Genomic DNA, 19,442 nt, shown 5'->3' with positions numbered 1-19,442 from the left:
CATGGCGCTCAAGCGCATCGTGCTGCGCGACTTCGTGATCGTGCAGGCCCTGGATCTGGACTGGCATGCGGGCTTCACCGTGCTGACCGGCGAGACCGGCGCCGGCAAATCCATCCTGATCGATGCATTGCAGCTGGCCCTGGGCTCCCGCGCCGACGCCGACGTGGTGCGCGAAGGCTGCCCCCAAGCCGATATCTGCGTGGAGTTCGACGGCTGCGCGCGGCTGCGCCCCTGGCTGGAGGCGGCAGGCCTGGCCTGCGAGGACAACAGCCTGCTGCTGCGGCGCACGGTGGACACCCAGGGCCGCAGCCGCGCCTGGATCAACGGCACGCCGGCCACGGCCACGCAGCTGCGCGCCCTGGGCGAGCAGCTGATCGACATCCACGGCCAGCATGCCTGGCAAAGCCTCACGCGACCCGACGCAGCACGCGCGCTGCTGGACGCCTATGCGGGCATAGACAGCCGCGAGGTCCAGGCCTGCTGGAGCCGCTGGAGCCAGGCACGACAAGCCCTGCAGCATGCGCAATCCGCCCAGGACAGCCTGCAGCGCGAACGCGAACGGCTGCAGTGGCAGATCACCGAACTCGACAAGCTGGCCCCGCAGGCCGACGAGTGGGACGAGCTCAATGCCCAGCACACGCGCCTGTCGCATGCCCAGACCCTGATAGACACCGCCCAGACCACGCTGCAGATGCTGGAGGACGACGAGGCCGGCGTGATCACTCCGCTGGGCCGTGCCAGCCATCTGATACAGAACCAGGAACACCTGGAGCCCGAGTTCCAGAACATCGCAGACGTGCTGGCCTCGTGCACGGCCCAGGTGCAGGATGCGCGCCATTCGCTGCAGGCCTATCTGCGCCGCGCCGACCTGGACCCCGAACGCCTGGCCGAGCTGGATGCGCGCCTGTCGCTGTGGATGCAGCTGGCGCGCCGCTACCGCCGCACGCCCGATGAGCTGCCGGCACTGCTGGCCGGCTGGCGCCAGGAGCTGCAGCAGCTGGACGCCGCCGTGGACATCGAGGCCCTGCACGCTGCAGAGCAATCCGCGCAGCAGCACTACCAGGCCAGCGCCCGGGTGCTGTCGCAGCAACGCGCCCTGGCTGCGCCGCGCCTGTCGCGCGCCATCACCCAGGCCATGCAGGGCCTGGGCATGGAAGGCGGCCTGTTCGAGGCCGCCCTGTCCACGGCCGACTCCCCTGGTGCCTTTGGCGTGGACAGCGTGGCCTTCCTGGTCGCCGGCCATCCTGGAGCCAGCCCCAAGCCGATTGCCAAGGTGGCGTCGGGCGGCGAGCTGTCGCGCATTTCGCTGGCCATTGCCGTGACCACCAGCGAGCTGGGCGAGGCCGGCACGCTGATCTTCGACGAGGTGGACTCGGGCGTGGGCGGCGCCGTCGCCGAGACCGTGGGCCGCCTCATGCATGCGCTGGGCCGATCGCGCCAGGTGCTGTCCGTCACCCATCTGCCGCAGGTCGCGGCCTGTGCCGACCACCACTATCTGGTGGCCAAGCAGCGCGCACGGCAAGGCACGCTCAGCACCGTGCAGCCGCTGGACAGCACCGCGCGCGAGGCAGAGCTGGCCCGCATGCTGGGCGGCGAGCGCCAGTCCGAAACCACGATGGCCCATGCCCGCGAAATGCTGGCCATGGCGCGCCAGGCACCCCCGCCCCGCCCGGCGCCGCGCAGGCCCGGCCGGCAGCGGCCGCAGGCCGACGCGCAGCGTACCCGGCCCAAGCCGGGCCGTGCGGCCAACGGCGCGCGCAACACCAATGGAGGCTGATGCCATGTCGCTTGAGATCGTGCTGATCACCGGGATGTCCGGATCGGGCAAATCCGTCGCCCTGCATGCGCTGGAGGATGCCGGCTACTACTGCGTGGACAACCTGCCTCCCGAGCTGCTGTCCGCCTTCGTCGAACTGGAGCACGGCCGCCACAGCAACAAGGTGGCCATCGCCATGGATGCGCGCAGCGCCGGGGGATTGCCCCACCTGCCCGGGCAGCTGGAGCGGCTGCAGCGCCAGGGTGTCGTGCCCCACCTGGTCTTTCTGGACGCCACCACGGGCACCCTGGTGCGGCGCTTCTCCGAAACGCGGCGCCGCCATCCTCTGTCGCAAGGGCCTGTCGCCGAGGGCCGCCGCGCCCTGGTGCAGGACATAGAAACCGAGCGCGAACTGCTGGGCGAATTGCGCGAGAAATCGCATGTCATCGACACCAGCCACCTGCGCTCGTCCCAGCTGCAAAGCTATATCAAGGAGCTGATTGCGGCCCCGGTGGGCCAGATGACCCTGGTCTTCCAGTCCTTCGGCTTCAAGCACGGCCTGCCCTCGGATTCCGACTATGTGTTCGATGTGCGCATGCTGCCCAACCCGCACTACGAACCCCAGCTGCGCCCGCTGACCGGCATGGACGCGCCCGTGGCCGAGTTCCTGCGCCAGCAGCCCGGCGTGGACCAGATGCGCCGAGACATCCAGCAGTTCCTGGAGTCCTGGCTGGACATGATGGCCAGCAACCACCGCAGCTATGTCACCGTGGCCATCGGCTGCACGGGGGGCCAGCACCGCTCGGTCTTCCTGGTCGAGGAACTGGCGCGGCACTTCGCCCCGCGCTGGCCCACGCTGTGCCGGCACCGCTCGCTGGACAGCCGGCCCACCCCCAAGCCTGCCGACCTGCTTGCGCACGACATCTGAAGCGCCAGGGTCCGCTCCCGGAGTACTGCGATGCAAGGCATGCCGATGACGAACGCCCCGCGCGTGTTGCTGGTGGAGGACGACCCCGCCATCGCGCGCACCGTCTGCTATGCGCTGGAGCGTGACGGCATCGCCGTGCGCCACTGCCTGCAGCTGGCCGATGCACGCGCGCAATGGCAGGCGCAGCCGCCCGATGCCCTGCTGCTGGACGTGGGCCTGCCCGATGGCAACGGCCTGGACTGGTGCCGCGAGCTGCGCCAGGCCGGCGCCGCCGTGCCGCTGCTGGTGCTCAGCGCACGCGGCGAGGAAATGGACCGCGTGCTGGGCCTGGAGCTGGGCGCCGACGACTACCTGACCAAGCCCTTCAGCCCGCGCGAGCTGGTGGCCCGCACCCGCGCCCTGCTGCGCCGTGCGCAGCGCCTGCAGCCCGCGCCCACAGCCAGCACAGCGCCGCCGGCAGATGCCCTGTTCAGCATCGATACGCAAGGCCAGCGCGTGCGCATGCAGGGCGTGCCCCTGGAGCTGACGCGGCGCGAGTACCAGCTGCTGCGCTGCCTGTTGGAGCGCCCCGGACGCATCCTGAGCCGCGAGTTCCTGCTCGACAGCATCTGGGGCCAGGACAGCGACAGCACGGACCGCACCGTGGACACCCACGTCAAGACCCTGCGCGCCAAGCTGCGTGCCCAGGTGCCGCAGCAGGACTTCATCACCACCCACCGCGGCATGGGCTACAGCCTGACGCTGCCGGGCTGACGCGCCGCCGCACGCCATGCGCCTCGGACTGCGGCTGTTCTTCGCCTTTTTCGTCATCAACGGCCTGGCCGCATTCTTCGTGCTGCGCGTCTTCATGGTCGAGGTCAAGCCCAGCGTGCGCAAGGTGACCGAGGACACGCTGGTCGAAACCGCCTACGCCCTGGCCGCGCTGGCCAGCGACGACATGGCCAGCGGCGTGCTGCAGCAAAGCCCCGCGGACAGCCGCTTCGCGCACCACATGCAGGCCTATGCCAACCAGACCGTCAAGGTCTGGATCTGGGACACGCGCAAGACCAGCCTGGACATGCGCGTCACCATCACCGACCAGCAAGGCCTGGTGCTGTTCGACTCGGCCGGCCTGGACCAGGGCGCCGACTACTCGCGCTGGCGCGACGTGCACCGCACGCTGCGCGGCGAATACGGCGCACGCACCACGCGCGAGGTACAGAACGACGAGGCCAGCAGCGTCATGTATGTGTCGGCACCCATCATGGTGGAAGGCCGCATTGCGGGCGTGCTCACGGCCTCCAAGCCCGCGCACTCGGTGCAGAAGATCGTTGACAGCGCGGAAAGCAAGATGCTGCGCGGCGGCCTGCTGTTCCTCCTGCTGTCGGCCGGCGTGGGCTTTGCCGTGACCTGGTGGCTGGTCATCCATGTGCGGCGCCTGCGCAGCTATGCCCAGCAGGTACAGGCGCCCACGCTCAACGAGGCCGCCTCCCCCACCACCGCCCCGCCCATGCCCGAGGCGCCACGCATGCCCGGCGAGCTGGGCGAACTGGCCCGTGCCATGGAGAACATGCGCAGCCGCCTGGAGGGGCGCGACTACATCGAGGGCTATGTGCGCGCCCTCACGCACGAACTCAAGAGCCCCGTGGCCGCCATCCGTGGCGCAGGCGAGCTGCTGCAGGAAGACCTGCCCGCCGCCGACCGCGAGCTGTTCGCGCGCCAGGTGGTGGACCAGTGCCAGCGCCTGCAGAACCTCGTGGACCAGTTGCTGCGCCTGAGCCAGCTGGAGCAGCGCCGCGCCCTGCACCCGCACACGGCCTGCAGCCTGCAGGCCTGTGCCGAACAGGCCATGGCGCAAGTCCACAGCGCTGCGCACCAGCGCCGCATCCAGCTGGTGCTGCACGGCCAGGACAGCAGCGGCCCCTGGGAGCAGGACCTGGTGGTGCTGGCCCTCAGCAACCTGCTGAGCAACGCCATCGACTTCGCCCCAGAGGGCAGCAGCATCCACGTGGACCTGGAGCCCGGCCGCGTCAGCGTGCGCGACCACGGCCCCGGTGTTCCCGAGGCGCTACTCGGCCGGCTGGGCGAACGCTTTTTCACCACCCCCCGCCCCAACGGGGAGCGCAGCGGCACAGGACTGGGCCTGTCCATCGTGCTGCGCATCATGCTGCTGCACGGCGGCAGCATGCAGGCCACCAACGCCCAGCCCGGGCTGCGTGTCACGCTGAACTGGCCACTGCGGGCACCCTGACCGCCAGGGCCTGTTCACTCGGATTTGGAGGCGCGAACCCGACTTCACCTTCACTTCACAGACTTCATTCCGGCCACACAGCCCCCGCCCAGACTGCGTCCACGATCAACGAACGGGATGTGGAATGAAGAACCGACTGCTTGCCAAAGGCGTGGCCCTGCTGGTCATGCTGGGCCTTTTGATGCTGGGCCTGGGCCTGGTACATGACGTGGTGCGCGACCGCATACGCAACCGCGACAACGCCGTGCAGGGCGTGGTCGCCAGCCTGGCCGGACGCCAGACGCTGATGGGACCGGTGCTGGTGCAAAACTGCACCGAGACCACCGGCATAGAAAAGGGCAGCAAGACGGAATGGACCACGCGCCAGTTCCAGCGCATGCTGCTGCCCGACCAACTGCGCCATGAGGCAACGGCACGCATGGAAGAGCGCTCGCGCGGCCTGCACCAGGTCAGCACCTACGCCATGCAGGACAGCATCAGCGCCAGCTTCACCCATGCCGCGCAGTACCTGGAAAAGCCGTCCATCGAAGCGGCAGCCAACCAGGCCGTGCGCTGCGGCGCACTGCGCGTGGCGCTGTCGCTGACCGATCCGCGCGGCATACGCTCGGCCACCATCGAGGCCGGCGGCAAGAGCCTGGACGTGGGACCCGGCACCTCGCTGGAACGCTACTCGCAAGGCCTGCAGGCGGAGCTGGCGCCTGCCCTGCTCAAGAAGGACGAGCCCCTTGAGCTGAAGATTGCCCTGGAACTGGTGGGCACCGAAAAGCTGGCCTTCGTGCCGCTGGGCAGCCACAGCCAGGTCCAGCTGTCGGCCGATTGGCCCCACCCCTCGTTCGGCGGCAGCTTCCTGCCCAACCGGCGTGAAGTCAGCGACAAGGGATTCAACGCCAGCTGGAATCTCTCGGCACTGGCCTCTTCCGCGCGCCAGGCCTTCACCGACCAGCAGCCGCTGTGCCAGCCAGGCCGCCGCGACATGGAGGAATACGCCGCCACGGCGCACGCGCCCAGCAGCGGCCCCTGCCTGGAGTCGCTGGACACCGACTTCGTGGACCCCATCAACGCCTACTCGCTGAGCGACCGGGCCACCAAGTACGGCCTGCTCTTCGTGGTGCTGACCTTTGTGGCCGTCGGCCTGTTCGAGGTGCTCAAGCAATTGCGCGTGCACCCCATCCAGTACCTGCTGGTGGGATCGGCGCTGTGCAGCTTCTTCCTGCTGCTGATCAGCCTGTCGGAGCACATGGGATTTGCCAGCGCCTACGGCATTGCTGCCTCGGCCTGCGTGCTGCTGCTGGCCTACTACGCCAGCCACATCCTGGGCAGCCTGCAGCGCGGCCTGCCGTTTGCTGCGGGAATCGCCTCGCTCTACGGCCTGCTGTATGTGCTGCTGCAGCTGGAGCAAAGCGCGCTCATCGTGGGCTCCATCGCGCTGTTCGCCGTGCTGGCCCTGATCATGGTCTGCACACGGCATGTGGACTGGTATGCCTTTGGCCGGCAGGATGGCGACCGCGGCGATGCAGACGCAGGCACCCGCCCAACCGTGGGAGCGCTGCAGCCATGAACGTCCTCACCGACACCCCTGGCACGGCCGATGTGCCCGGCGTGCGCAGCCCGCTCGATCAGGCGCTGGAACGCCAGCGCTGCGAGCAGGCCTGGCACCAGGCGGTGCAAAGGGGCGACCGCCAGGCCCTGTTCAGCCTGCGTCTGCACATTGCCGAGGCCGCCGCACGCGCACGGCGCAAGCCGGGCGCACGTGAACAATGGCTGGCGTGGATGCTGCTGCGCTGCGCCCTGCTCCTGCCGCGCCGCACGTTCTAGGAAGACGCGGCGGCCTTGGGCTTCAGCCCGCAAACTGCGCATCCAGCAGCTTGCGCACCGGGGCCGGCAGGCCCATGTCGGCCCAGGCCCTGGCATCGGCCCAGCAGCCCCGGCCGTCTGCCATGGCAGCATCCGGGCCGCTGCCATGGACAGACACGCGCACCGGATGCAGATGCAAATCACGGTGGGTGAGCACATGCAGGAAAGCCGGCAGCTCGGTCCAGTCGGCGGATCGTGCGGCGGGCCAGTGCCGTGCGGCGGCCTGCTCCAGCGCCTCGCGTTCATTGAACACGGGAGGCGCATAAAGGCCCGCCCAGATGCCCTGCTGCGGGCGGCGCTCCAGCCAGACGCGGCCTTGCCCGTCCACGGCGATCAGCAGCCACCAGGCCTCGGAACTGCGCTTGAGCTTGCGCGTGCGCACGGGGTAGTTTTCGGGATTGCCGAAGCGGGCCGCCCGGCACTGCGGCTGCAGCGGACAGACCAGGCAGCTGGGCTTGCGCGGCGTGCAGATGGTGGCACCCAGATCCATCAGGCCCTGGGTATAGCGGGGCATGGCCTGCTGCAGGTCCTCGGTGGGGCACAGCTGCTGGGCCAGGTCCCACAGTTCGCGCTCGTTCCTGGCCACGGCCAGATCGGCATCGAAGGCCAGCACGCGCGTGAGCACGCGCCGCACATTGGCATCGAGGATGGGCACACGCTCGGAAAAGCAAAAGGACGCGATGGCGCCGGCCGTGGACCGGCCTATGCCGGGCAGCGTGGCCAGATCCTCGGCCCTGCGTGGAAAGGCACCACCCCACTCCTGGACCACGGCCTGGGCGCAGCGGTGCAGGTTGCGCGCGCGGCTGTAGTAGCCCAGGCCGCTCCACAGCGCCAGCACGGCATCCTGCGGCGCGGCCGCGAGGCTGGCGACATCGGGAAAGGCATCAAGGAAGCGCTGGTAGTAGCCCAGCACGGTGCTCACCTGGGTCTGCTGCAGCATGATTTCAGAGAGCCAGACGCGGTAGGGATCGCGCGTCTGCTGCCAGGGCAGGTGATTGCGTCCATGCGACGCCTGCCACTGCACGACGGGCGTGGCAATCGAGGGAAAGGTCAAGATATCAAGCAGTCAGTGAAGTTTCCTGTGCAGCCTTTGCCAGGCCGGGGAAGGCGGGCGTGGGCGACAGGGGTTGCAGCAGTTCCATGGTGGCCTGTCCCAGCTGCAGCTGCAAGGCCGTGAGCTGTTCGTCGGCGGCCTCGATTTCGGCAATGCGCTCGACCAGGCCCGAAGCCGCATTCTGGATGCGGTCCACCGCTTCGATGCGGCGGGCAAAGCTGCGCTTGCGCTCTTTCAATTGGGCATCCAGCTGGGCCGTGGCGGACTTGCTCCACATGTCCACGTCGTTGGCCGCAGACTCGAAGACCGTGCGCAGACGCATGGCAAGGGCCTTGATCAGCCGCTGGGCAAACGCGGGATTGCTGCGTCTGAGCGCGTGGCCCAGGCCCAGGTACTGGGTGTAGCTGGCCTCGATGCGCTGCAGGTCGCCGCCGAACTCGGTCAGCTCCAGCTGCGCAGGAGCCTGCAGCGAGAAGCCGAACTCGGCATTGAGTTCCTTGAAGGTCGCGCCCAGCATGGACTGGATCTCGCCGGCCTGCGCCTGGGCCCGGGTCGCCACGGTGCGCAGGCGTTCGAAGGTTTCCGCGTAGACCTTGCGCGCGCCCAGCTTCAGGCCGCGCTGCTCCAGCGCCTCCTTGAGATCGACCAGTTCCTGCTTGAGCGCGCTGGAACCGAGCTGGCGGAAGATGTCGCGCAGCATGCGCATGTGCACCAGGCGCACGGCCTGGATCCTGGCGGCGCTGGCATCGAAATCGCGCTGCTCGCTCTCGATGCGGTTGCGCATGGAGGCAATCACGCTGGCGTTCTTGCCGCGCAGGCTGCGCAGCTCGGCCATCTGGTCGTCCAGGTCGCGGCGGCGGATATTGAGCACGCGCTCCACCTCGACCTGCAACTGCTGCACATTGGCCCTGACAGCCGTCTGCAGCACCTTCTGGCGCTGGCCCATGATGCCCTCGGCCAGCATGTTCTCGAACATGGGCAGCCCGCTGGCCTGCAGCAGCGCCTCGTTGCCGGAGACCTTGGCCACCAGGCCCTTTTGTGCCGACACGGGCAACACCCGCTCCACAGGCAGGCCCAGCATCTGGGCCGATTCCTGGCGCTGGCGCTGCAGCTGGGCCTGCACCTGCGTCGCGGAGCTGAGGCTATCCCACAGCGTATCTATCTTGTTGAGCACCACCAGACGCGAATCGGCCAGTGCCTGCTGGCCCGACGCCGCATCGGGCGGCAGCACATGGTCGCGCCAGATGGCCAGGTCGGACTTGGTCACGCCGGTATCGGCCGCCAGCACGAAGACCACGGCATGGGCCTGGGGGATGAGGTTGACGGTCAGCTCGGGCTCGGCACCCACGGCATTCAGGCCGGGCGTATCCAGAATGACCAGCCCCTGCTTGAGCAGGGGATGGGGCATGTTGATCAGCGCGTGGCGCCACATGGGCACCTCCACCAGGCCCTGCTCATCCACGAAGGGATTGCCGCCCTGGTCATCGTCATGCCAGAAGCCCCAGGTTCGCGCCAGATCCACCGACACCTTGCGCACCTCGGCCACCTTGGCCAGCGTGTCGGCAATCTGCTGGGCATTGTTCACATCCAGCGGCAGCTGCAGCCAGGCCTCGGGCCGGGCGCGCCACTGGCCCAGGCTTTCCAGCGATTCGCGCGTATCGATGGGCAGCAGGCGCAGGCTGGGCTGCAGTTCGGCTTCCCAGCCCAGCTCGGCCGGGCACATGGTGGTGCGACCTGCGCTGGCCGGCATGAGGCGGCGGCCGTAGTGGGCGAAGAAGACTGCGTTGATCAGCTCGGACTTGCCGCGGGAGAACTCGGCCACGAAGGCCACCATGACCTTGTCGCCACGCACCTGGGCTTCCAGCCGCTGCAGCCGCTCCTGCACAGCGACATCCAGCAGCTCCTGGGACTGCAACCATTCGCGCAGCGCATGCAATTGCTGCGCAAAGCCACGGCGCCATGCGCCGTGCTGGTCGAATTGCTCGTTGAATGATGGTCCCACGTGTTTCCCCCGCCATTGCATCGCCAATGCCTGCCGATGCTTAGTGATCGCCTCGACATTGCGCCGCAAGCGTGATGCCTTTTCTCATCAAAATATAGCACCGTCGCCCCGTTTTGCCCGCAGCTGCGCCCCAAGGCCGGCCCCTGGAACGGGGGGATTCAGGGCAAAACATCGTTTATTTACAAATGAAACAATATTTCACCATCAATCCAGCGCGGCTGAGGGGCGATTTTTCAGAAATGTGAGCCTCCCGCACAGACCCGATATGAATCTCGCGCAGACTGGCCTCCACAAGCGTTACGAGACGTTGAGAATTCGCTCCTCTTTTTGAGGCAATCTCACGCTTTCTGACACCGCGCGCAAAAGTAGGTGCTGCGCTGGCCCTGGCGCAGCAGCTGTATGGGCGAGCCGCAATGCGTGCAGGGCTGGCCCTCGCGGCCATACACCTTGGCCTGCAGCTGGAAGTGGCCTGCCATGCCGTCGGGCGCCGAGAAATCACGCAGCGTCGTGCCTCCTTGCTCCACCGCCAGTTCCAGCACGCGGCGAATCTCCTCGAACAGCCGACGCACCTTGCGCGGCCCCACCTCGCAGGCCGGCTGCGTGGGCGCAATGCGTGCCATGAACAGCACTTCGGACGCATAGATATTGCCCACGCCCACCACCACGCTGCCGCTCAACAGCAATTGCTTGATGGGCGTACGGCTGGCCTTCAGACCGGCCTTGAAGGTCTCGAACAGGAAGCTGTCATCCAGCGGCTCCATTCCCAGATGGTCCAGCAGCCTGCGCGCCCAGGGATCGTTCTCGGCCGGCACATACATCACCGCACCGAACCGGCGCGGATCGTGCAGGCGCAGCTGGCCCTTGCTGGTGTGCAGATCGAAATGGTCATGCGCGCCCGCCGGACCCAGCGGCAGCTCGTGCGGCGCCACGAAACGCAGGCTGCCCGACATGCCCAGATGCAGCATGAGCAGGCCTTCGCTCAGTTGCATCAGCAGGTACTTGCCGCGCCGGCGCACGCTGTGCACCTCGCGCCCGGTCAGAAGCTCGGGGGCAATGCCCAGAGGCCAGCGCAATGGCTTGCCCAGCGCCACGGATTCAATGCGCGCTCCGGCGATCTGCGAGGCGAACGCACGCCGCGTGACTTCTACTTCTGGCAATTCGGGCATGCGATCCGGGTTGTACTGAGGTTGTGCGAAATGCGGGCCGAGGCTTCGATTATTATGATTCGATGGATCATCGCCTTCGCCTTCAGGGACTCGCCGTGGCAGCAGCCCTGGCCATGGGTTCCGCCACTGCCTGGGCTCTGCCTGGCAAGACCGCAGCCACCATCGAGACGGAATCCCCGGAACCTCCATCGTCCGCCGCCGCGTCTGCCGAAGAGGAGCGCGCAGCGCTCAACGCCGAACTGTTCTACGAGATCCTGGTCGGCGAAATCGCTGCCAGCGAAGGCGCGCTGGGCGATGCCCAGGCCATGATGATGGAGGCTGCGCGCACCAGCGGCAGCGAGCAGTTGTACCGCCGTGGCACGGAACTGGCGCTGCAGTCGCGCTCCGGTGAGCGCGCACTGGCCAATGCCCGCGCCTGGCTGGACGCCTTTCCCCAGTCACGCGATGCCAACCGCTTCGTGCTCCAGATCCTGGTGGCGCTGAACCGCATCGCCGATACCGGCAGCTATCTCAAGCGCGAGATCGAGGCCACGCCCGCTCCGTCCAAGCCTGCCACCTATCTGGGCATCACCCAGCTCTACAACAACGCCAGCGACAAGGCCCTTGCTGCCGATGTGGTCGAGCAGGCTATGGCCGGCGAAACCGACAATCCGGCCAGCGGCCCGCTGGCCTGGGCCACCATCGGCCACATGCGCCTGGGCGCCGGGCAAAAGGCCGCAGCCATGCAGGCCGTGCAAAAGGCCCAGGCGCTGACGCCCGACACAGGCCCCGTGGCCCTGCTGTCCATGGAGCTGCTGGAAGCCGGCATGCCGGAGGCGGAACCCATCGTCAAGCGCTACCTGGCCAAGAACCCGTCAGCCCAGATGCGCATGGCCTATGCCCGCGTGCTGCTGGGTCAGCAGCGCCTGGACGAGGCCCGGCAGCAACTGGTCTCCATCACCATGGATTCGCCCGACTACGCCGAAGCCTGGGCCACGCTGGCCGCCCTGCAGCTGCAAACGAACGATGTGGGTGCGGCTCAGGCGTCCACCGAGCGCTTCGGCAAGCTCGTGCCGCAGATTCCTGCCGGCGTGGCGCGCAGCGCCGGCCAGTCCCAGTACTACCTGCTGCAATCACAGATCGCTGAAAAGCAAGGCAGGTTCGACGAGGCCGACGCCCTGCTGCGCCGCATCGACGACGCCCCCAACCTGCTGAGCGTGCAGGCGCGCCGAGCGAGCCTGCTTGCACGCCAGGGCAAGCTCAAGGAAGCGCGCGCCCTGATCGAAGCCGTGCCTGCCAGCGGCCCCAGCCAGCAACGGCTCAAGCGCCTGGCCGAAGTGCAGTTGTTGCGCGACGCCAATCAGAATGCCCAGGCCTATGCGCTGCAGGCCGAGCTGCAAAAACAGGACCCCGAAGACGCCGAACTGGCCTACGACACGGCCCTGCTCGCGGAGCGCATCGGCAAGCATGACGAAATGGAGCGGCTGCTGCGCGGCATCATCGCGCGCCGGCCCGACTTCCAGCATGCCTACAACGCACTGGGCTACTCCTTCGCCGAGCGCGGCATCCATCTGGACGAAGCAGAAAAGCTCGTGGGCAAGGCGCTGGAGATGTCGCCCGGCGACCCCTTCATCACCGACAGCCTGGCCTGGGTGAAATTCCGCCAAGGCAACCTGGACGAAGCGCTCAAGCTGCTTGAAAGCGCCTACGCCTCCCGCCCCGACGTGGAGATCGCGGCGCACCTGGGCGAGGTGCTCTGGGTCAAGGGCGATCGCGAACGCGCGCAGAAGATCTGGCGCCAGGGCCTGGCCTCCAGCCCCGACAACACCACGCTGCGCGACACCCTGCGCCGCCTGGGCGTCTCGCTTTGAGCCGCCGCGCCGTGCCCCACCCCGTGCCCCATCGTTTGCACCCCATGCTCATCCGCCGGCAGCTGTGCGCCACGGCTGCTGCCACGGCGCTGCTGACTCTGGCCGGCTGCGCCCTGCCACCCCGCCAGCTCCAGGCCGATGCAGCAGCACCGGCCGCCGCCGGGCACTGGTCGGGCCGACTGGCGCTGCAGGTGGAAGATGCGCAGAACCAATCCTTCAGCGCAGGCTTCGAGCTGCTGGGCACCCCCCAGCGCGGCGAGTTGCTGCTGTTCACCCCCCTGGGATCGACGCTGGCGCGCCTGCTCTGGGCGCCAGGACAGGCCAGCCTGCAGCAAGGCGAGGACCGCAAGACCTCGGACTCGCTGCCCACGCTGGTGCAAGAGCTGACGGGCAGCGACCTGCCCATCGCTGCCCTGTTCGACTGGCTGCGGGGCCGGGCCACCGCAGCCGCAGGCTGGCAGGTCGACCTCTCCCGCATGGAGCAGGGCCGCCTGTCCGCCCGGCGCCATGACCCGCAGCCGCCGGCAGCGCTGCGCATCGTGCTCGACACACCCTGATTTGCGCCGGGCGCGCCCTCTGCACCCCCATCCCGCCGCACCCGCCTCCATCCCTCTCATCCTCTCCAGCCCATGCGCTCGCTCCACGACGTGCCGGCTCCGGCCAAGCTCAACCTGTTCCTCCATATCACCGGCCGCCGAGACGATGGCTACCACCTGCTGCAATCGGTCTTCATGCTGCTGGACTGGCACGACACGCTGCACTTCGACAAGCGCGGCGACGGCAACGTCAGCCGCGAGGACCTCTCGGGCATGGCCCTTCCTGCCGACGACCTCATCATGCGGGCCGCACGCGCGCTGCAACAGGCCACCGGCTGCAGCCAGGGCGTGCACATAGGCGTGGAAAAACGCCTGCCGGCACAGGCCGGGATGGGCGGAGGATCGTCGGATGCGGCATCCACCCTCATGGCGCTGAACCGCCTGTGGCAACTGAACCTGACCCGGCGCGAACTGCAGCGCATTGGACTGGGCCTGGGCGCAGATGTGCCCTTCTTTCTGTGCGGCAGCTCCGCCTGGGTGGAGGGCATAGGCGAGCACATCACGCCGCTGGAGCACAGCCATGCCCTGCCGCCCCAGCGGTTCGTGGTGGTCAAGCCCGAGGCGGGACTGGAAACCCTGTCCATCTTCCGCGCCCCCGACCTCAAGCGCGATCATGCCCATGCTACAATCGCCGACTTTGCTGCAGATCACTATGGCTTTGGCCAGAACGACTTGCAGCCCGTCGCCGAAAGGCTGCAGCCTGAAGTGAAAAAAGCCATTGATTGGCTCAAGTCCTTCAAACTGCGTGCTAGAATGACGGGCTCGGGAAGTGCAGTATTTGCACCAACGACGCAAACAATCGACTTCGAGAATGCCCCAGGCATCTGGAATGTCAGAGTTTGCAGGAATCTGCAGGCCCATCCCCTCAAGGATTGGCTCAAAGATGAGAGTTTATAGGCTGTCTGCCTGCGGCAGAGGGCCTGTGTAGGGGAGTCGCCAAGTTGGTAAAGGCACCGGATTTTGATTCCGGCATGCGAGGGTTCGAGTCCTTCCTCCCCTGCCAAACGTCTTTCGCGTCAAGGCAAACCCATCGTACTGGGGCGCTCAATGCATTCACATCATCCTGACATCATGGTCTTCACCGGCAATGCCAATCCTGGCATGGCCGCTGAAATCGTTCAGCACCTCGGCACCACGCTGGGTGCAGCCGACGTGGGTCGCTTCTCCGATGGAGAAGTCGCCGTCGAGATCAAGCAGAACGTGCGTACGCGCGACGTCTTCGTCGTGCAATCGACCTGCGCACCGACCAACGACAACCTGATGGAACTGCTGGTCATGGTGGACGCCCTCAAGCGTGCATCGGCCGAGCGCATCTGCGCGGTGATTCCCTACTTCGGCTATGCCCGCCAGGACCGCCGCCCGCGCTCCACCCGCGTGCCGATCACGGCCAAGGTCGTGGCCAACATGCTGCAGGCCGTGGGTGTCGAGCGCGTGCTGACCATGGACTTGCACGCAGACCAGATCCAGGGCTTCTTCGACATCCCCGTGGACAACATCTATGCCACGCCGGTGCTGCTGGGCGATCTGCGCCAGAAGAACTACGAAGACCTGATCGTTGTCTCGCCCGACGTGGGTGGCGTGGTCCGTGCCCGTGCGCTGGCCAAGCAGCTGGGCTGCGACCTGGCCATCATCGACAAGCGCCGCCCCAAGGCCAACGTCTCCGAAGTCATGCACGTGATCGGCGACATCGACGGCCGCAACTGCGTGATCATGGATGACATGATCGACACCGCCGGCACCCTGGTGAAGGCAGCCGAGGTGCTCAAGCAGCGTGGTGCCAAGAGCGTCTACGCCTATTGCACGCACCCGATCTTCTCGGGTCCGGCCATCGAGCGCATCGGCAACGGCAGTGCACTGGACGAGGTCGTGGTGACCAACACCATTCCTCTGAGCGCCGAAGCCCAGGCTTGCGGCAAGATCCGCCAACTGTCCGTGGCCCCCCTGATTGCCCAGACAATCCAGCGGATTTCCACCGGCGATTCGGTGCTGAGCCTGTTCTCCGAATAAAATATCGGCCCCTGTGGTCTGAACCAGCAAACCTCCTTCGGGAGGTTTGCGCGTTCCGGGATGGTTTCAGGACCATCCCGGGACACCGCAAGAGCAGCCTGTTCCGCACGGGGCAGGCGTTCTTTTATCAACGGATGAGGCTGGTCGCGGTCCATCCATCTAGGAGTTAGTTATGCAATTCGTCGCTTTTGAGCGCGCCAAGCAAGGTACGGGTGCGAGCCGCCGTCTGCGCAATTCGGGCAAGGCCCCTGGCATCGTCTACGGCGGTGCTGCCGAAGCCCAACTGATCGAGATCGATCACAACGCCCTGTGGCACGCCCTGAAGAAGGAAGTGTTCCATTCCAGCGTTCTGGACATGGAAGTCAACGGCCAGACCTCCAAGGTCGTGCTGCGCGACGTGCAATTCCACCCCTACAAGCAGCTGATCCTGCACGTGGACTTCCAGCGCGTTGACGACAAGACCAAGGTTCACCTGAAGGTGCCGCTGCACTTCGAAGGCATGGAACAGTCCCAGGCCGTCAAGGTCGAGAACTGCACCATCACTCCCCTGATCCATGAACTGGACGTGGTGTGCATGCCCGCTCAACTGCCCGAGTTCATCAAGGTGGACCTGAGCGGCCTGACCTCCAAGTCGACCCTGGGCCTGCAGAACGTCAAGCTGCCCAACGGCGTGAAGGCTGTGGTGCGCGGCTCCAACAAGAACCCGGCCCTGATCTCCATCAAGCTGCCCGAAGTGGCTCCTGATGCATCCGCAGCTCCCGCAGCGGCTCCGGCCGCTCCGGCAAAGAAGGGCAAGAAGTAATTCTTGGCTTTCCCTTGCGGCGGCTGCGGCTGCCGCAACCTGCAAAAGGCCCACCTCGCGTGGGCCTTTTGCATGGTGAACACCATCGCCTGCCTGCTGCGGCCGCCATGGAGATAATCGCCCGATGATCAAATTGTTTGTCGGCCTGGGCAATCCCGGGCCGGAGTATGAGGACACCCGCCACAACGCGGGTTTTTGGTGGATAGATGCGCTGGCGCGCGAACTCAAGGTCCACCTGGTGCCCGAGCGCAGCTACTTCGGCCTCATGGCCCGCGCCAGCGTGCGTGGCGAGAGTGTCTGGCTGCTCGAGCCGCAGACCTTCATGAACCTGTCCGGCAAATCGGTGGGCGCGCTGGCGCGCTTTTTCAAGATCCAGCCCGAGGAGGTCCTCGTGGTCCATGACGAACTGGACTTCGCCCCAGGCCAGGTCAAGCTCAAGCGCGGCGGCAGCCACGGCGGCCACAACGGCCTGCGCGATATCCATGCCCAGCTGGGCTCGGCCGACTACTGGCGGCTGCGCATCGGCATAGGCCACCCGGGGCACAAGGCCGAAGTCGCCAACTGGGTGCTCAAGAAGCCCGCGCCCGACCAGCGCCAGCTGATCGAGGACAGCATTGCCCATTCGCTCAAGGCCTGGCCCGAGTTGCAGGCGGGCGACATGGACAAGGCGACCTTGCTGATCCACACCACCAAGCCTCCACGCCCCAAGCCCGTGCGCCCGGCCACAGCCGAGAGCGACAAGGGCTGAGCGATCAGGAAGCGGCGGGAGCCTGGGATTGCAGACGCAGGTATTTCTGCATCAGCGTCTCGCGGTCTTCCACGTGGGCGGGATTCACGGGAATGCAGGCCACGGGGCAGATCTGCACGCACTGGGGTTCATCGAAATGCCCCACGCACTCCGTGCACTTGCTGTGCTCGATCTCGTAGTACTCCTCGCCCATGGAGATTGCATCGTTGGGGCACTCGGGTTCGCAGACATCGCAGTTGATGCATTCGTCGGTGATCATCAAAGCCATGGCAGGTCCCTCGCAAGCGCACGCCACGCTCCGGGCCGGGCAGGCCCTTGCACCCCGAACGGGCCTTGCAGCAAGGTGGCATCAGTCATTGCGCCATTATCCTGCCCCCTTCATACGCATGAAGGCTGCACGGGCAAGCATACGCGCCGGATCGGCACGGAGCGATGCACCTTCAAAGGCCGCTATGCTGCGCGCATGGGCCGTGCGCAGTACCATTCGGGCCCGCCAAGAACCACCCACACACATTCCGCCGACGTGACAGCCCAACACCGTGCCAAGGCCGACTGCCCATGAGCGTCTTCCTGCTCAAGCGCCTGCTGATGCTGGCAGCCACGCTGCTGGGCGCCTCGGCCGTGGTGTTCGGCGTGCTGGAAGTGCTGCCCGGCAATGCGGCCCAGACGCTGATGGGGCCCGATGCCGCCCCCGAGGCCGTGCAGGCGCTGGCCGAGCAGCTGGGACTGGACCAGCCAGCCTGGCAGCGCTACCTGCAGTGGCTGCAGGGGCTGCTGCATGGCGACATGGGACTGAGCTACGCCTACAGCACACCGGTCAGCGATCTGGTGCTGGAGCGCCTGGCAGTGACCGCCCCGCTGGCCGTGATGGCCATGCTCATCACCACCGTGCTGGCCCTGGCAGCGGGCATCTATGCCGCCTCGCGCCACAACCGATGGGGCGACCTGGGCGTCATGGGCCTGGCGCAGATCGGCATTGCCATCCCCAATTTCTGGTTCGCCATCCTGCTGATCCTGGTGTTCTCGGTGAAGCTGCAATGGTTTTCCGCAGGCGGCTTTCCAGGCTGGAGCGAGGCCGATGGCGGCGGCGTCCTGCCCGCACTGCAGGCCCTGCTGCTGCCGGCGATCTCGCTGGCCGTGGTGCAGGCGGCCATCCTGGCGCGCATCACGCGCTCGGCCGTGCTGGAAGTGCTGCGCGAGGACTTCGTGCGCACGGCCCGCGCCAAGGGCCTGCCGCGCCGCGCCGTGCTCTGGGGCCACGTGCTGCGCAATGCCATGATTCCCGTGCTCACGGTCATGGGGCTGCAGTTTGCCCAGTTGCTGGCCGGCACCATCGTGGTGGAGAACGTGTTCTACCTGCCGGGCCTGGGCCGGCTGATCTTCCAGTCCATCGCCAACCGCGACCTCATCGTCGTGCGCAACTGCGTGCTGCTGCTGGCGGCCATGGTGGTGGTCATCAACTTCATCGTGGATGTGCTGTACGCAGCCATTGATCCACGCATCGAGGCCAGCGACATATGAGCCAGCCAGGCAACCCTGTTTCGCCGACCGCTGCGCCACCGGGCCATCGGCCCACGCGGGCGGTCACCCTCAGCAGGCCGGCCAGCCTGGGCCGGCGCATGCTGGGCCACCGCAGCTTCATGCTGGGTGCCATGCTGACCGCGCTGCTGCTGCTCACCGCGCTGCTGTCCTTGTGGTGGACGCCGGGCTCGGCCTACGACATGGACCTGGATGCCAAGCTGGCCGCACCCGGCAGCCTGCACTGGCTGGGCACCGATGCCTATGGGCGCGATGTGGCCTCGCTGCTGTTCCTGGGCGCGCGCAGTTCCATCCTGGTCGGCGTGATCGCCGTGGGCATCGGGCTGTCGATGGGCGTGGTGCTGGGACTGGTCGCCGCGGCCTGCCGGGGCTGGGTGGAAGAGGCCATCATGCGGCTGGCCGATTTCAGTTTCGCCTTTCCTGCGCTGCTGTCGGCCATCATGCTCACGGCCGTGTTCGGCGCGGGCATCGTCAACGCCATCATTGCCATCGGCATCTTCAACATTCCCACCTTTGCGCGCATCACGCGGGCATCGGCCAAGGCGGTCTGGGCACGTGAATACGTGCTGGCTGCACGCGCCTGCGGCCATGGCCGCGCCAGCATCACCTGGCGCCATGTGCTGCCCAACATCCTGCCCGTGCTGGTGGTGCAGGCCACCATACAGTTCGCGCTGGCCATTCTGGCGGAGGCCGCCCTGTCCTATCTGGGCCTGGGCACGCAGCCGCCGCAGGCCTCCTGGGGCCGCATGCTCAGCGAGGCCCAGACCCTCATGTTCCAGGCCCCGCTGCTGGCCGTGTGGCCGGGCCTGGCCATTGCACTGTCCGTGCTCGGGCTCAACCTGCTGGGCGACGGGCTGCGTGACCTGCTCGACCCGCGCCTGTCGCGCCAGCGCTGAGGAAGACACGCGCC

At 67.1% G+C, this 19,442-nt stretch carries 18 protein-coding genes and 1 tRNA gene; 15 read left to right on the top strand and 4 right to left on the bottom strand.

Annotated features, from left to right (window positions below):
• Position 1 precedes the first annotated feature (1 nt).
• The 6 genes from recN (at position 2) to U6958_RS08185 (ending at position 6,729) form a co-directional block, all read left to right on the top strand.
• Positions 2–1,777, top strand: coding sequence for a DNA repair protein RecN (gene recN, locus U6958_RS08210; protein WP_074921100.1), 1,776 nt, complete (start codon positions 2–4; stop codon positions 1,775–1,777).
• A gap of 4 nt (positions 1,778–1,781) precedes the next feature.
• The gene (rapZ, locus tag U6958_RS08205; protein WP_016445709.1) at positions 1,782–2,684 is read left to right on the top strand and encodes an RNase adapter RapZ; all 903 of its coding nucleotides are present in this window, start codon (positions 1,782–1,784) and stop codon (positions 2,682–2,684) included.
• Between the two features lie 30 nt (positions 2,685–2,714).
• Complete coding sequence (creB, locus tag U6958_RS08200; RefSeq protein WP_016445708.1) at positions 2,715–3,437, top strand: two-component system response regulator CreB; 723 nt, start codon at positions 2,715–2,717, stop codon at positions 3,435–3,437.
• A gap of 16 nt (positions 3,438–3,453) precedes the next feature.
• Positions 3,454–4,914, top strand: a complete 1,461-nt coding sequence (creC, locus tag U6958_RS08195) for a two-component system sensor histidine kinase CreC (RefSeq protein WP_074921101.1) — start codon at positions 3,454–3,456, stop codon at positions 4,912–4,914.
• A gap of 124 nt (positions 4,915–5,038) precedes the next feature.
• Positions 5,039–6,472 (top strand): cell envelope integrity protein CreD, encoded by a 1,434-nt coding sequence (gene creD / locus U6958_RS08190; protein WP_047326563.1) that lies wholly within the window; start codon positions 5,039–5,041, stop codon positions 6,470–6,472.
• Positions 6,469–6,729 carry a hypothetical protein gene (locus tag U6958_RS08185; RefSeq protein ID WP_016445705.1) on the top strand — a complete coding sequence of 87 codons (261 nt, stop codon included), beginning with the start codon at positions 6,469–6,471 and terminating at the stop codon, positions 6,727–6,729. Before creD ends, U6958_RS08185 begins: the two co-directional genes overlap by 4 nt.
• A gap of 22 nt (positions 6,730–6,751) precedes the next feature.
• On the opposite strand, the gene mutY is transcribed toward U6958_RS08185, so the two are convergent.
• The 3 genes from mutY to mutM form a co-directional block, all read right to left on the bottom strand.
• Positions 6,752–7,822, bottom strand: a complete 1,071-nt coding sequence (mutY, locus tag U6958_RS08180; protein WP_074921102.1) for an A/G-specific adenine glycosylase — start codon at positions 7,820–7,822, stop codon at positions 6,752–6,754.
• A 4-nt stretch (positions 7,823–7,826) separates the two neighbouring features.
• Positions 7,827–9,824 (bottom strand): dynamin family protein, encoded by a 1,998-nt coding sequence (locus U6958_RS08175; protein WP_017405122.1) that lies wholly within the window; start codon positions 9,822–9,824, stop codon positions 7,827–7,829.
• 338 nt (positions 9,825–10,162) lie between these two features.
• Positions 10,163–10,990 (bottom strand): bifunctional DNA-formamidopyrimidine glycosylase/DNA-(apurinic or apyrimidinic site) lyase, encoded by an 828-nt coding sequence (gene mutM, locus U6958_RS08170; protein WP_016445702.1) that lies wholly within the window; start codon positions 10,988–10,990, stop codon positions 10,163–10,165.
• 62 nt (positions 10,991–11,052) lie between these two features.
• Between mutM and U6958_RS08165 the strand changes: the two genes are divergently transcribed.
• The 7 genes from U6958_RS08165 (at position 11,053) to pth (ending at position 16,993) form a co-directional block, all read left to right on the top strand.
• On the top strand, positions 11,053–12,840 hold the full coding sequence (locus U6958_RS08165; RefSeq protein WP_026062311.1) for a tetratricopeptide repeat protein: 1,788 nt from the start codon (positions 11,053–11,055) through the stop codon (positions 12,838–12,840).
• Positions 12,841–12,884: 44 nt separating this feature from the next.
• Positions 12,885–13,397, top strand: a complete 513-nt coding sequence (locus U6958_RS08160) for an outer membrane lipoprotein LolB (protein ID WP_046240494.1) — start codon at positions 12,885–12,887, stop codon at positions 13,395–13,397.
• A 72-nt stretch (positions 13,398–13,469) separates the two neighbouring features.
• Positions 13,470–14,333 carry a 4-(cytidine 5'-diphospho)-2-C-methyl-D-erythritol kinase gene (gene ispE, locus U6958_RS08155; protein WP_074921103.1) on the top strand — a complete coding sequence of 288 codons (864 nt, stop codon included), beginning with the start codon at positions 13,470–13,472 and terminating at the stop codon, positions 14,331–14,333.
• 29 nt (positions 14,334–14,362) lie between these two features.
• Positions 14,363–14,439 (top strand) — tRNA-Gln (locus tag U6958_RS08150).
• Between the two features lie 44 nt (positions 14,440–14,483).
• Positions 14,484–15,443 carry a ribose-phosphate pyrophosphokinase gene (locus tag U6958_RS08145; RefSeq protein WP_026063011.1) on the top strand — a complete coding sequence of 320 codons (960 nt, stop codon included), beginning with the start codon at positions 14,484–14,486 and terminating at the stop codon, positions 15,441–15,443.
• A gap of 172 nt (positions 15,444–15,615) precedes the next feature.
• A complete protein-coding gene (locus U6958_RS08140) occupies positions 15,616–16,245 on the top strand; it encodes a 50S ribosomal protein L25/general stress protein Ctc (protein ID WP_016445697.1) in 630 nt (209 codons plus the stop codon).
• Between the two features lie 124 nt (positions 16,246–16,369).
• The gene (gene pth / locus U6958_RS08135; protein WP_016445696.1) at positions 16,370–16,993 is read left to right on the top strand and encodes an aminoacyl-tRNA hydrolase; all 624 of its coding nucleotides are present in this window, start codon (positions 16,370–16,372) and stop codon (positions 16,991–16,993) included.
• Between the two features lie 4 nt (positions 16,994–16,997).
• Here the strand turns inward: pth and U6958_RS08130 are convergent, their stop codons facing one another.
• Positions 16,998–17,261 (bottom strand): YfhL family 4Fe-4S dicluster ferredoxin, encoded by a 264-nt coding sequence (locus tag U6958_RS08130; RefSeq protein ID WP_016445695.1) that lies wholly within the window; start codon positions 17,259–17,261, stop codon positions 16,998–17,000.
• 290 nt (positions 17,262–17,551) lie between these two features.
• Between U6958_RS08130 and U6958_RS08125 the strand changes: the two genes are divergently transcribed.
• Together U6958_RS08125 and U6958_RS08120 are read left to right on the top strand one after the other, a co-directional pair.
• Positions 17,552–18,514: an ABC transporter permease gene (locus U6958_RS08125; protein WP_016445694.1), complete on the top strand. Its 963-nt coding sequence runs from the start codon at positions 17,552–17,554 to the stop codon at positions 18,512–18,514.
• Positions 18,511–19,428 carry an ABC transporter permease gene (locus U6958_RS08120; protein WP_016445693.1) on the top strand — a complete coding sequence of 306 codons (918 nt, stop codon included), beginning with the start codon at positions 18,511–18,513 and terminating at the stop codon, positions 19,426–19,428. Before U6958_RS08125 ends, U6958_RS08120 begins: the two co-directional genes overlap by 4 nt.
• Positions 19,429–19,442: the final 14 nt, after the last annotated feature.

This window comes from Delftia lacustris, from assembly GCF_040267515.1.
Classification (GTDB): Bacteria; Pseudomonadota; Gammaproteobacteria; order Burkholderiales; family Burkholderiaceae_C; genus Comamonas; species Comamonas tsuruhatensis.
Note: the sequence above shows the minus strand (reverse complement) of the source record. Positions and strands in the feature narration are given on the sequence as shown.

Excerpts from the sequence above, each read along its gene's own strand:
- U6958_RS08185 (WP_016445705.1), top strand. The coding sequence starts at position 6,469 with ATGAACGTCCTCACCGACACCCCTGGCACGGCCGATGTGCCCGGCGTG.
- creB (WP_016445708.1), top strand. The coding sequence starts at position 2,715 with ATGCAAGGCATGCCGATGACGAACGCCCCGCGCGTGTTGCTGGTGGAG.
- ispE (WP_074921103.1), top strand. The coding sequence starts at position 13,470 with ATGCGCTCGCTCCACGACGTGCCGGCTCCGGCCAAGCTCAACCTGTTC.
- U6958_RS08140 (WP_016445697.1), top strand. The coding sequence starts at position 15,616 with ATGCAATTCGTCGCTTTTGAGCGCGCCAAGCAAGGTACGGGTGCGAGC.
- U6958_RS08130 (WP_016445695.1), bottom strand. The coding sequence starts at position 17,261 with ATGGCTTTGATGATCACCGACGAATGCATCAACTGCGATGTCTGCGAA.
- U6958_RS08145 (WP_026063011.1), top strand. The coding sequence starts at position 14,484 with ATGCATTCACATCATCCTGACATCATGGTCTTCACCGGCAATGCCAAT.
- U6958_RS08120 (WP_016445693.1), top strand. The coding sequence starts at position 18,511 with ATGAGCCAGCCAGGCAACCCTGTTTCGCCGACCGCTGCGCCACCGGGC.
- mutM (WP_016445702.1), bottom strand. The coding sequence starts at position 10,990 with ATGCCCGAATTGCCAGAAGTAGAAGTCACGCGGCGTGCGTTCGCCTCG.
- pth (WP_016445696.1), top strand. The coding sequence starts at position 16,370 with ATGATCAAATTGTTTGTCGGCCTGGGCAATCCCGGGCCGGAGTATGAG.
- recN (WP_074921100.1), top strand. The coding sequence starts at position 2 with ATGGCGCTCAAGCGCATCGTGCTGCGCGACTTCGTGATCGTGCAGGCC.
- creC (WP_074921101.1), top strand. The coding sequence starts at position 3,454 with ATGCGCCTCGGACTGCGGCTGTTCTTCGCCTTTTTCGTCATCAACGGC.
- creD (WP_047326563.1), top strand. The coding sequence starts at position 5,039 with ATGAAGAACCGACTGCTTGCCAAAGGCGTGGCCCTGCTGGTCATGCTG.
- U6958_RS08165 (WP_026062311.1), top strand. The coding sequence starts at position 11,053 with ATGGATCATCGCCTTCGCCTTCAGGGACTCGCCGTGGCAGCAGCCCTG.
- U6958_RS08125 (WP_016445694.1), top strand. The coding sequence starts at position 17,552 with ATGAGCGTCTTCCTGCTCAAGCGCCTGCTGATGCTGGCAGCCACGCTG.
- rapZ (WP_016445709.1), top strand. The coding sequence starts at position 1,782 with ATGTCGCTTGAGATCGTGCTGATCACCGGGATGTCCGGATCGGGCAAA.
- U6958_RS08160 (WP_046240494.1), top strand. The coding sequence starts at position 12,885 with ATGCTCATCCGCCGGCAGCTGTGCGCCACGGCTGCTGCCACGGCGCTG.